This window comes from Bradyrhizobium manausense (assembly GCF_018129685.1).
Taxonomy (GTDB): Bacteria; Pseudomonadota; Alphaproteobacteria; order Rhizobiales; family Xanthobacteraceae; genus Bradyrhizobium; species Bradyrhizobium manausense_D.
The window spans coordinates 37,598-49,378 of the sequence record NZ_JAFCLG010000017.1; the positions used below are offsets into that span (position 1 = coordinate 37,598).

Consider the following 11,781-nt stretch of genomic DNA (forward strand, 5'->3'; position numbering starts at 1 on the left):
CTATAGTGCCTCAATCCAGGGTGCGGCGGAAGCGCGTCACGGCGATGGTCATGGCGACCAGCATCAGGATGGCGAGGGCGGCCGCGTCGAAGCGCAGATTGGGCATGGACGCGCCCTTCAGCATGATGGCGCGGACGATGCGCAGATAATGCGTCAGCGGCAGGCATTCGCCGACATATTGCGCCCAGGCCGGCATTCCCGCGAACGGGAACATGAATCCGGACAAAAGGATGCTCGGCAGGAAGAACATGAACGACATCTGGATCGCCTGCAGTTGATTTTGCGCGATGGTGGAGAACGTGTAGCCGATCGCGAGATTTGCGGCGATGAAAAGGGTCGAGAGCGCCGCCAGCAGGAACAGATTGCCGAGCACCGGCACGCCGAACAGGAAGACTCCGATATTGACGATCAGAAAAGCCTGGATGAAGCCGACCAGGATGTAGGGAACGATCTTGCCGAGCATCACCTCGACCGGCTTGATCGGCATCGACAGGAGGCTCTCCATGGTGCCGCGTTCGATCTCGCGCGTCACCGATAGCGCCGTGAAGATCAGCATTGTCATGGTGAGGATGGTGCCGACCAGTCCCGGTACGATGTTGAGCCGCGATTCCGCGGCCGGATTGTAGCGCGCATGCGCGCGGATCTCGAACGGCATCGCCGGGGGATCGCCGATGTAGAGATCGTGCTGGAGCGCGGTCTGGACGACCATGCCGAGCGAGCCGAGCGCGGAGCTCGCGGCGACCGGATCGGTCGCATCGGCCGCAATCAGCAGCGCCGGCCTGTCGCCGCGCCGCACCGCGCGCTCGAAGCCGCGCGGGATCTCGACGCCGAACAGCACCTTGCCCGATTTCAGCAGGTTGTCGAACTCGTCGACGTCGTGCACTTCGTAGACGAAGCGGAAATAGGCGGTGTTCTCCAACGCCTTCAGGACCGAGCGGGCCAGATCGCTATCTTCCTGCAGCAGCACCGCGCTCGGCAGATGGTGCGGCGTGGTGTTGATGGCATAACCGAACAAGAGAAGTTGCATCACCGGAATCGCCACGATCATCGCGAACGAGACGCGGTCCCGCCGAAGCTGAATGAACTCCTTTGCCATCATGGCATAGGTGCGCCGCCAGAAGCCGAAGCGGTCGCGGATTTCCGGCGCGGGGCCGATTGTGCGGATGGAGCTCATTGGAAATTGTCCGTGGAGCGGTTCATCAATTCGATGAAGACGTCCTCCAGCGATGGATGCGATGTCTGCCAGTGCAGGCCGCTCCTCTCGCGCCACGGCGCGATGCTGGCTTCGAGCGCCGCGACGTCTCGGCCCGAGACGTGCAGCGAGGTGCCGAACGGGGCCACCATGTCGATCCCGGGTTTGCCGGCGAGCTCGGCGGCGAGGCCGTTCAACTCGCCAGTAACGGTATAGGTCGTCAGTGCGGATTTCGCGATCACCTCGTCGACCGTCCCGTGCGCCAGGAGATGGCCATAGGCGATATAGGCGATCTCGTGGCAGCGCTCGGCCTCGTCCATGTAGTGGGTCGAGACCAGCACAGTGAGACCATCGGCCGCGAGCGCGTGGATCTCGTTCCAGAAATCGCGCCGCGCCTTGGGATCGACGCCGGCGGTCGGCTCGTCAAGCAGCAGCAATTGCGGATTGGGCAGCGTGCAGGCCCCAAGCGCCAGCCGCTGCTTCCAGCCGCCGGAGAGCTCGCCGGCAAGCTGCTCCTCGCGGCCCGACAGCCCGAGCCGCCTGATCATGTCGCGCGCGGCGCCTCGCGCGTCGGCGAGCCCGTAGAGCCGGGCGACGAATTCGAGGTTCTCGCGCACCGAGAGGTCTTGATACAGGCTGAAGCGCTGGGTCATGTAGCCGACCTGGCGCTTGATCTTTTCGGCGTCCTTCAGGATGTCGTAGCCGAGGCAGGTGCCCTCTCCGCTGTCGGGCGTCAGCAGGCCGCAGAGGATGCGGATGGTCGTGGTCTTGCCCGAGCCGTTCGGTCCGAGGAAGCCGTAGATCGAGCCGCGCTTCACCTGCATCGACAGATCGTGCACGACCTCGCGGCCGCCGAACGATTTGGTCAGGCCCTTGACGTCGATCGCGATGTCGTTGCCTGCGTTCATCGCTTGTCCGCCACCGGAGTTTTGGGGTTGAGATAGATGCTGATGGGCTGACCGACGCGCAGCGCATCGGGCCGGGACGGTCGCGCCTGGATCAGATAGACGAGCTTGTTGCGCTCCTCGAGGCTGTAGATGACCGGCGGGGTATACTCGGCCGACGTCGCGATGAAGTAGATCCTTGCCGTGAGGTCGGCCGCGCAATTGTCGCAGGAGACCCGCACCTCATCGCCAACAGACAATTTCGGCAGCTCCGTTTCCGGCACGAAGAAGCGCAGCTTCATGTTGCCGGGTGGCATGATCGAGAGCACCGGCCGCTGCGCCGCCACCATCTCGCCCTCACGGAAATAGATCTGCTGGATGGTGCCGGCAACAGGCGCAAACCCCTTGCGCCGCGTCAGCCGCGTCTCCGAAGTCACCACCCGCGCCTGCGCGACCCGCAAATCCGAGACGGCGGAATCCAGCGTCGCCTGCGTGCCCGAGCCGGTCTTGCGCAGGGCATCCGCGCGATCAAACACCTGCTGCGCATTCGCCAGCGTCGCCTTGGTCTGGTTGAGATCGGCAAGCTGGAGATCGTCGTCGACCGAATACAGGGGATCGCCGACCTTCACCACGTCGCCCTCGCGAATATCCAGTCTGGTCACCCGGCCAGCCTCGTCCGGACTGACATAGATCATGTCGGCCTCGACCCAACCCTGGAAGCCGGGGTCGCGCTTCTCCTTGCAACCGGCGAGCGCGGCTGCGAGCACGGCGGCCAATGCGATTGCAAGAATCCTTTGCGACGGCCTCATGTCGCCCTCCGTTCGCCAAATATCAGATCGAGATGGACGCGCAGCATGTCCTGCGCATCAAGCGGCGCGTGCCGTTGAAACAGGCTCTGCCAGATCACCGCGATCATCGCGGGCGCGATCAGGATCTGCGGATAGCGCGCGAGGTTCTTCTGGCGGATCTCGCCGCGGGCAATTCCGAGATCGATCAGCGCGCGCATGCCGGCGAGCCCGCGCGAGACCACCTCACGGTAGTAGAAATCCGCAACCGACGGAAAACGCGGCCCCTCCGCCACGATCAGACGGACGAGATCGCCACGCCTGGTGCCGATCACCTCTTTCATGAAATTGCCGGCAAAGCTCTCGATCAGATCGCGCACCGAGCCCGTCGGCGGCGGCAATGCGTTGAGCCGCGCCACCACCGGCACGATCACGGTGCGCACCAGTTCCTCGAACATCGATTCCTTGTCCTTGAAGTGCAGGTAGATCGTGCCCTTTGCGACGCCGGCGCGCTTGGCGATGTCGTCGAGCCGCGTCGCGGCGAAGCCCCGGGCGATGAATTCCTCCATCGCGGCTTCGACGATGGCCGCGCGTCGCTCCGCTGCGCGCGTGGCGCGGTTCGACAAGGGCGCGGCATCTCCACCGGCCCTGGAATTGGGAGTTGCGGCCTTGGCTTTTTTCCCAGCCGCAGCCGCCTGGATCAGCTTCCTGGTCATTCGTAAATATTGACTGACTAGTCAGTCATTGTCAACTGCCGCTTCGGGAAGTTGTATGGGACATGACTGGCCATAGCGGCCGTTTGCAGATCGCGCCTTTTGCCCTGAATGCGGCGTTCGCCGGCTGGCGACGGCGGCGTTTGACTGGAATCCTCGTGATGCAAGCCTAACGAGATTTGAGACGATGCCGCCGGGCCGAGGTCGAGATCTTAGCCAAAGTCGAGCACCATGCGGCCGTCGATCTTGCCGGCCTTCATCCGCTCGAAGACGTCGTTGATCTGCGAGAGCGGCACCTTCGTCACTTCAGCCTTCACCTTGCCGTCGGCGGCGAACGCAATGGCCTCGTCGAGATCCCTGCGGGTCCCGACGATGGAGCCGCGAACGGTGATGCGTTTCAGCACGACATCGAAAATCGGCGTCGGGAATTCGCCGGGCGGCAGACCGACGAGGCTGACAGTGCCTTTCCGGCGCACCATCTTCAGCGACTGGGCAAAGGCTGCTGTCGAGACCGCCGTCACCAGCACGCCGTGAGCCCCGCCGCCGGTCGCTGCCAGAACCTTGTCGACGGCATCGTTTGCAAGTGCGTTGACCGCAAGATCGGCACCGGTCTCGCGTGCCAGCTTGAGCTTGTCCTCAGCGATATCGATCGCCGCGACCTTGAATCCCATCGCCTTGGCGTACTGGATTGCAACATGACCGAGGCCGCCAATGCCCGAGATGGCGACCCACTCACCGGGCCGCGCGTCGGTCTCCTTCAATCCCTTATAGGTGGTGACGCCAGCGCACAGGATCGGTGTGACAGCAGCGAAGTCGATCGTTGCCGGCAGCTTTGCTGCAAAGGCCGCCGAAGCGATGACGTATTCGGCGAAGCCGCCGTTCACGCTGTAGCCAGTGTTATGCTGGTGCTCGCACAGCGTCTCCCAGCCAGTCTCGCAATATTCGCACGACATGCAGGCATCGTGCAGCCAAGCCACGCCAACGGCATCGCCGAGTTGCAGATTTTTCACGCCGGGCCCGAGCGCAGCGACGATGCCGGCGGCTTCATGGCCGGGAATGAAGGGTGGCACCGGCTTCACCGGCCAATCGCCGGACGCAGCGTGCAGATCGGTGTGGCAGACGCCGCAGGCCTTCACCTTGACCAGGACTTCGCCGGGACCGGGCTGCGGCACCGGCACATCCTCGATCACCAGCGACTTGCCGAATTGTCTGACAACAGCGGCTTTCATGGTCGGCATCAATCTGCTCCATTGCATTACACAAGCAGATTAGCGATGCCGCGCGGCTCCCACTTGATTGGAGTCAAACAGCACAAATTTATTGATCGCAAATGCGACGATGTCAGCTATGGAACTTCAATCCGTCGACGATCTTGTCGATCACCTTGCGCTCTGCGCGCATCGCGATGCCGACGAGATTGAGATCCGCACGCGCAACCGCCCTCACCGCCTCGCGATTGGCGGCATCATGCGTCGTCTTGAACATGTCCTCGGTATAAACCGCCGGCGTGACGTTGCGCGTGAGCGCACGATCGAGTGCGCGCGATAGCGCCGGACCATCGGCGCCATAGATCAGGATCGGCTGGCCGATCAGCGCAAGATATTTAGTGGACGATGCGTCCTCATAAGGATCACCGATGCACTCGGGAAATGCAGCTGCGACGCCGCTCGTCAGAAATGATGCAACATTAAGCTTTTGCCAGACCTGGATATCGTTGCGAATGACAACGGCAATCTTGGTATCGAACTGCATGAATGCTCCCGCGCACAACCAAGCGTCTGGAAACAAAAAGAAAATTCCGCGCGCTGATTGCTTATGTAAGTGTGACGCGGATTGTCCCAAACGATCACAGCTCAGAAATTTTAAACGGAAGATGCGATCGGCTACGCTTCTCTCCGCAGGTCAAGTCGGATATACCTCGATGATCTGTCATTGAACTGTCATAAAGCTACGAATGTCCGAAATCGACGCCATCAAGCAAGCCCTCGAACCGGTGCGGCGTCTCGCCGGGTCAAACAATCAACACGCTCCAATCAAGAACGCCGCCACGCCCGGCTTGGAACAAAAGCCTGATTCCGAAAAATCTGATAACGGGCCGCCGCGCAGCGACCCTCCTCCCGCGGACCCACCCACCGATGACGTTCGCCCCGAGGCGACGGCGGATGCCTCTTCGTCCAAAAATGTTGCGCCTCAAGCGACCGAGATCGAACTCAAGCTGCTCGTGCCTTCCGATCGTCTGGCCAGCTTCAACGACGCACCGATCATCGCGACGAATGCGCGCAATAAGGGGACGCGCAAGCATCTCACGGCCGTCTATTACGACACGCCCAAGCGCGCACTGCGGCGCAGCGGGTTGAGCTTCCGGGTTCGTCAGAGTGGCGCGCGCTTCACGCAAACCGTGAAAGCTGAATCCGCCAACGATCCGCTTCGGCGCGGCGAATGGGAGGCCAGCGTGCCTTCCATGATGCCCGACGTCGCGCTGGCACTCCCCTTCCTCCCGGAGAAGCTGCGCGATGATCTCGCGCGGGATCCGCTCGAAGCCGTCTTCACCACCGACATCCGTCGGCATCAACGCATGGTGGACTTGCCGTCGGGCACAATCGAGATCGCCTTCGATCAGGGCCATCTGCTGTCCGGCGATCGCTCGCTGCCGGTCAGCGAGATCGAGCTGGAGCTCAAGAGCGGCAGCCCGTCGGCAATCTGGGAACTTGCGCTCCGGCTCGCCGAGCATGGTCCGGTGAAGGCTTCGATCCGGACCAAATCGGCACGTGGATTCGACCTGGCGGCCGATACCCCGCCGTCAGCACCGAAGCCGCCAAAGCTTCGTCTGGATCCATCGATCTCGCTCGACGAGGCGTTTTCCGAGATCCTGCGGTCGTGTCTTCTGCATCTGCTGCAGTCGTTGCCTGCGGCCGAGGACGGCCGCGATCCCGAAGGGATGCATCAGCTTCGCGTCGCGCTCCGGCGTCTGCGTTCCGCGCTCGACCTGATGCGATCGGTGGTCCCGCTGAACAAGCTCGACCTGATGCGCGCCGAGGCGAAATGGCTCGCGGGATCTCTCTCTGGTGCCCGTGACTGGGACGTGTTTCGGCAAGAAACGCTGCGGACCGTCGCAGACGGCTGTCCGTCGGTCGCCGGCTTCGACGCGTTGGGCGGGCTCGCCGACGAACGTCGCGCGAGCTGTTATGACAAGGCCCGCCTCGCCCTCGCTGACCGGCGCTGCTCGTATTTCGTGATCGGGCTCGGTGCCTGGATCGAAGCGCGCGGCTGGCGCAGCGAGGTTTCTCCCGAAGGCCTGGCGCAACTCGCGACGCCCGCGATCAATTTCGCCCGCAACATCCTGTCGGCACAGCATGCGAAGGTGCTGAAGCGCGGCCGCAAGTTCAAATCTCTGCCGACGGAGGAACGGCACCGCGTCCGTCTCGCCGCGAAGAAGTTGCGTTACGTCGCCGACTTCCTGCTGCCGCTTTGCGGTCAGCGCAAATCGGCGCGGCGCTTCTCGCGCAAGCTCGCGGATCTCCAGCAGGAGCTCGGGATCTACAACGACATGGCAGTGACGACGTCACTGCTTGCCGATGTCGGCGCTGGTTCGATCGACAGCGGCATGGCGGCGGCGGCGATCGCCGGCTGGCAGGCCCACGCCATGGTCGGTGTCGAAGCGCGCCTGCTCGAGGCCTGGTCGGGCTTCACCGGGGCCAAGGTGCCCTGGGCTGTCGATGCGCCGGAGCAACCGACACAACTGGTGCAAACCAACGCCGGATGGCTGCGCTAGCCTTGAGGGCTGCGCGAGCCCATGTTCAGCTCCGATCAGCTCTTGATCAGCCCTTGGCGTCGCAGGCCCAGGCGCGGATCACGCATTCCTTGCCGCCATACTTGTAGCATTCGCGCGTGGCGGCATTGAGCGAGGCCGAGATCTTCGGCTTCACGGCGTAGCCATAGGCACCGCAGGGGTTGGCCATGTCGACCGACATCGCCGCGCAGGCGCGCTTCATCGTCACCGTCGTGCATTCGCCCTTGCACTGCTTTTGGGCTGCGGCACGCGCCTCGTGCTCGGCGCCGTAATCATAGGCCTGGCCATAAGCGCCGCACTTGCCGACGGCAAAGGCTCCGGCCGCATGGGCTTCGGTGATATGACGGGCTCCCGCGACACAAACCGACATCGCAAAGAAAAACATCGCGCAACGGCGCGCGACGACGTTCGAAATCATGGAAAAGTCCCTCACCCCCAAGGCAGGCGGAGAGGACTTTAAGCGGCGGTCGTTTCCAGATGGTGAACGGGTGGTTGAAATCGGACGACCGCGAGATGCTATCCGCGTCGTGCCGCTTCCAGCGCCTGCGGCGTATCGATATCGAGGAACGCGCCCTCGCCGTCGACAGGCACTTCGGCGACCGCTTCCGTATGCCTGGCGATCAAATGTCGCGCACCGACATCACCATCAAGCGTCATCAACTCCTTGAAGAAGCGGCGCGACCACAGCACGGGGTTGCCACGGCGACCTTCGCTGACCGGTACGACGATGAGGTTGCCGCGCTCCGGCGCAAAGGTGTCGATCAGACGGTCGATCAGGCCGGCATCGATCAGCGGCATGTCGCCGAGACAAACCACGGCACCGTCGCTGGCGTCAGAGACGGCCGCAATGCCTGATCTGACCGAGCTCGCGATCCCGCCGGCGAAATCCGGATTCTTCACAAACCGCACATTCAGGCCTTGCAGCGCCTGCTCGACCAGCTCGGTCTGATGGCCGGTGACGACGATGACCTCGGATGCTTTCGAGGCCAGCGCCTGCTCGGTTGCGATCCGCACCAGCTTCTTGCCGCCAAGCTCCGCCAAGAGCTTGTTCGGTCCGCCCATGCGGGTCGAGCGTCCCGCCGCGAGCACGATGGCCGCAACTTTGCTGTTGCCCTCGATCTCGGGTTCTGCGCGCGGCTGCGGGCGCGTCACGATCTCCATCAGGAGCCCGCCGACACCCATGCCCATCAGCTCGGAGCGCGTCACCTTGATGCCGGCGAGCAGTCGCATCAGCACCCAGTCAAAACCGTTCTCGACCGGCGAGCGCGCACAACCCGGTGCACCCAGCACCGGCACGCTGCCGGCGCGCGCGATCAGCAGCAGATTGCCGGGATCGACCGGCATGCCGAAATGCTCGATCTCCCCGCCGATTCCCGTGACGGCGGCCGGGATCACGTCGCGGCGGTCGGCAATCGCCGATGCCCCGAACACGATCACGAGCTCGGCGCCAAGCGCGAGCAGCTCCTTGATCGCAGCCGACAGCGCCCGCTCATCATGCGGCACGCGTCGTTCGGCGATGATGCTGGCACCAGCGGGCGCGAGGCGCTCGGCGGTGACGCGCAGCGTCTTGTCGACCACCTTCGAAGAGAGCCCCGGCAGCAGCGTCGAGACCACACCGACACGCTTGACGACGTAAGGCGCGATTCTGAGCACGTCCTTGCCTGCGGCCTTCACCGCGGCATCGCGCAAACGTCCTTCAACGCCAAACGGGATGATCTTGACGGTGCCGACCATCTCGCCCTCGACCACCGGCTTGAACACGGGAAGCGTGGCAAAGGTAATGGCCTCGTCGACACTGTTGATCCGGTCGACCGCGGCGCGGTCGATCACCAGCAAACCCGGACGCGCGGCAAACAGATTGGCGCGGCCGGTGAAGGCGCGCTCGACATGAATGCCTTCGCCGCCGATCGCATGCGCGATGCTGGCCGCCGCGACGTCCTCGGAGACATCGCCCTCCTCCATCCGCACCACCACGACGTCCTTGATGCCGGCACGCGTCAGCGCGTCGACCTCGGCCGGACCGATCGTGGTCCCTTTCTTCAGCACCAGCGAACCCTGCCGCAGGGTGTGAACGGTGACCCCGCCGATCGCATCCTCTGGGCTCGCCGGGCCGAACTTCATGCCGCTTCTTCCTTTTCCTTGGGTGGCAGGCGAAGCACGGCCGTGATCTCGGCCATGATCGCCACCGCGATCTCGGCCGGCGACACCGCGCCGATCGCAAGGCCAATGGGCGCGTGGATGCGCGCGATGTCGCTGTCCCTGGCACCCTGCGCCCGCAGACGGTCGGCGCGCTTGGCGTGCGTCTTCCGCGAGCCGAGCGCGCCGATATAGAAGCAATTGCGCTCGAAAGCGTGCAGCAGCGCGGGGTCGTCGATCTTCGGATCGTGCGTCACCGCGACGAAGGCCGTGTAGGCATCGACATTGAGCGGCGGCAGCGCGGCATCAGGCCATTCGGCGACGAGCGGAATATCGGGGAAGCGCTCCGGGCTCGCAAACGCCGTGCGGGGGTCGACGACCGTGACGTCATAGCCGAGTGAGCGCGCCAGTGGCGCCAGGGCCTGGCTGATATGGACCGCGCCGATGATGACGAGCTTTGCGGTCGGCGCGTAGACGTTGAAGAACAGCTTCTTGCCGCCGGCCTCGACATTGGCGCTCTTGCCCATGCGAAGCTGCTTGTCGAGCTCGGCGCGCAACGGATCCTTGGCGAAGTCGGCGGCCTTCACCAGACGCTGCTCGCCGCTCTCGGTGTCGGTCACCAGAATCACCGGCCGGCGCGCGGCGCGCTCGGCATTCAGTTCATGCAGGATTGCGAGCTTCACGGTCAGCCGACCTTCTCGACGAAGACGCGGATGGTGCCGCCGCAGGAGAGGCCGACATTCCAGGCCGTCTCGTCGGCGACGCCAAACTCCAGCATCTTGGGCTTGCCGCTCTCGATCACATCCATGGCCTCGGTGACCACGGCCCCCTCGACGCAGCCGCCGGAGACCGAGCCCAGGAACGTGCCCTCGTCGTTGATGACGAGGCTCGAGCCCGCCGGCCGCGGGGCCGAGCCCCAGGTCTCGACAACGGTGGCCAGCGCGACGCCTCGGCCGGCCTTCTGCCAGTCCTCCGCCGCCTTCAGAATATCCTCGTCGCGATCGAGCATGGCTTGGCCTCTCAGGCTGCGGAGCGGATCAGGCTGCGGTAATGGGGCGGCAGCGGCCGGGAGAGCGTGGTGATCAGCTCCTGGATCGAACTCAAATTATGCACCGGGCGGAATTCGTCAACGTGCGGGAGCATCATTTTGATCCCTTGCGCCTTGGCCTCGAACCCGCCGAAGCGGAGCAGCGGGTTGAGCCAGATCAGCCGTCGGCAGGACCGGTGCAGCCGGTCCATCTCGAAGGCCAGCCTGGAATCGGCCTCCCGCTCCAGCCCGTCCGAAATCAGCAGCACGATGGCGCCCTGGCTCAGCACCCGCCGCGCCCAGAGCTTATTGAAGTTGTGCAGCGAGGCAGAGATTCGGGTTCCGCCAGCCCAGTCCTCGACAGCAGCCGAGCAACTTGCCAGCGCCTCGTCGGGATCACGCTGGCGCAATGCGCGTGTCACATTGGTCAGCCGGGTGCCGAACAGGAACACCGAGACGCGCTTGCGCGCGTCGCCAATGGCGTGGAGGAAATGCAGGAACAGGCGGGTGTACTCGCTCATCGACCCCGAGATGTCGAGCAGCGCCACGATCGGGGCCGGCTTCTCGATCCGGCCGAGGCGATGGATGTGGATGATGTCGCCGCCGGTGCGCAAGGACGCCCGCAGCGTGCGGCGCATGTCGAGGCGCAGGCCGCGCGGATCGGGCAAATAGCGGCGCGTCAGCAGCTCTGCCTGCGGCAGCCGCATCATCTCGACGGCACGGAGCGCCTCGGCGATCTCGGCGGCACTCATCTGCGCAAAATCCTTCTTCTGAAGGATCTCCTTGTCGGAGACCGACAGGCGCAGATCCTGCTCCTGGTGCTGCGGCGTCTCGGTCATGCGCGGCTGCGACATCGCCTCCTGCACGCGGCGCGCGGCGGCCGGCGGCTTCTTCTTGGCGCCGTCGGGCAGCGGCACGGAATCCAGCATGTGCTTCCACTCTTCGGAGGCACGAAAGAACAGGTTGAAGGCCTGCTTGAAGATCAGCGCATGCTCATGGCGCTTGACGAAGATCGCCTCGAGCGTGGTGAAGACGTCGGCGCGGCTGCCGATGTCGATCACCTGCAGCGCGTTCATGGCGTCGATCACGGCGCCCGGACCGACCGGCATGCCCGTCGCACGCAGCGCGCGTGCAAAGCCGACGATGTTGTCGGCGAACTGCTCGGTCTTTTCAGGCGCGAGGTGGTTGATGGCCATGGTGGTACCAATGTTCCTGTCATTCCGGGGCGATGCGCAGCATCGAACCCGGAATCCA

Annotated in this window: 12 protein-coding genes; 1 reads left to right on the forward strand and 11 read right to left on the reverse strand. The window is 64.2% G+C overall.

What is annotated here, in order from left to right; translation table 11 throughout:
* Window positions 1-10: 10 nt before the first annotated feature.
* The 6 genes from JQ621_RS27885 to JQ621_RS27910 form a co-directional block, all read right to left on the reverse strand.
* Window positions 11-1,174 carry an ABC transporter permease gene (locus JQ621_RS27885; protein ID WP_212239357.1) on the reverse strand — a complete coding sequence of 388 codons (1,164 nt, stop codon included), beginning with the start codon at window positions 1,172-1,174 and terminating at the stop codon, window positions 11-13.
* Window positions 1,171-2,100, reverse strand: a complete 930-nt coding sequence (locus JQ621_RS27890) for an ABC transporter ATP-binding protein (protein WP_212239358.1) — start codon at window positions 2,098-2,100, stop codon at window positions 1,171-1,173. Before JQ621_RS27890 ends, JQ621_RS27885 begins: the two co-directional genes overlap by 4 nt.
* Window positions 2,097-2,885: an HlyD family secretion protein gene (locus JQ621_RS27895; protein WP_212239360.1), complete on the reverse strand. Its 789-nt coding sequence runs from the start codon at window positions 2,883-2,885 to the stop codon at window positions 2,097-2,099. Before JQ621_RS27895 ends, JQ621_RS27890 begins: the two co-directional genes overlap by 4 nt.
* Window positions 2,882-3,577 (reverse strand): TetR/AcrR family transcriptional regulator, encoded by a 696-nt coding sequence (locus JQ621_RS27900; protein ID WP_249125624.1) that lies wholly within the window; start codon window positions 3,575-3,577, stop codon window positions 2,882-2,884. Before JQ621_RS27900 ends, JQ621_RS27895 begins: the two co-directional genes overlap by 4 nt.
* Window positions 3,578-3,786: 209 nt before the next feature.
* On the reverse strand, window positions 3,787-4,812 hold the full coding sequence (gene adhP, locus JQ621_RS27905; protein ID WP_212239361.1) for an alcohol dehydrogenase AdhP: 1,026 nt from the start codon (window positions 4,810-4,812) through the stop codon (window positions 3,787-3,789).
* Between the two features lie 103 nt (window positions 4,813-4,915).
* Window positions 4,916-5,326, reverse strand: a complete 411-nt coding sequence (locus tag JQ621_RS27910) for a DUF2000 family protein (protein ID WP_212239362.1) — start codon at window positions 5,324-5,326, stop codon at window positions 4,916-4,918.
* A 202-nt stretch (window positions 5,327-5,528) separates the two neighbouring features.
* Between JQ621_RS27910 and JQ621_RS27915 the strand changes: the two genes are divergently transcribed.
* Entirely contained in the window at window positions 5,529-7,346 is a 1,818-nt protein-coding gene (locus JQ621_RS27915) for a CYTH and CHAD domain-containing protein (protein ID WP_212239363.1), read from the forward strand.
* Window positions 7,347-7,392: 46 nt separating this feature from the next.
* On the opposite strand, the gene JQ621_RS27920 is transcribed toward JQ621_RS27915, so the two are convergent.
* The 5 genes from JQ621_RS27920 to JQ621_RS27940 all read right to left on the reverse strand — a co-directional run bounded on the left by JQ621_RS27920 (window position 7,393) and on the right by JQ621_RS27940 (window position 11,723).
* Window positions 7,393-7,782, reverse strand: coding sequence for a DUF4189 domain-containing protein (locus tag JQ621_RS27920; protein ID WP_212239364.1), 390 nt, complete (start codon window positions 7,780-7,782; stop codon window positions 7,393-7,395).
* A 98-nt stretch (window positions 7,783-7,880) separates the two neighbouring features.
* Window positions 7,881-9,485 (reverse strand): NTP transferase domain-containing protein, encoded by a 1,605-nt coding sequence (locus tag JQ621_RS27925; protein WP_212239365.1) that lies wholly within the window; start codon window positions 9,483-9,485, stop codon window positions 7,881-7,883.
* Window positions 9,482-10,183 carry an XdhC family protein gene (locus JQ621_RS27930; RefSeq protein ID WP_212239367.1) on the reverse strand — a complete coding sequence of 234 codons (702 nt, stop codon included), beginning with the start codon at window positions 10,181-10,183 and terminating at the stop codon, window positions 9,482-9,484. Before JQ621_RS27930 ends, JQ621_RS27925 begins: the two co-directional genes overlap by 4 nt.
* 2 nt (window positions 10,184-10,185) lie before the next feature.
* Entirely contained in the window at window positions 10,186-10,509 is a 324-nt protein-coding gene (locus JQ621_RS27935) for an XdhC family protein (protein WP_008564652.1), read from the reverse strand.
* 11 nt (window positions 10,510-10,520) lie between these two features.
* Window positions 10,521-11,723: a vWA domain-containing protein gene (locus tag JQ621_RS27940; RefSeq protein WP_212239370.1), complete on the reverse strand. Its 1,203-nt coding sequence runs from the start codon at window positions 11,721-11,723 to the stop codon at window positions 10,521-10,523.
* Window positions 11,724-11,781: the final 58 nt, after the last annotated feature.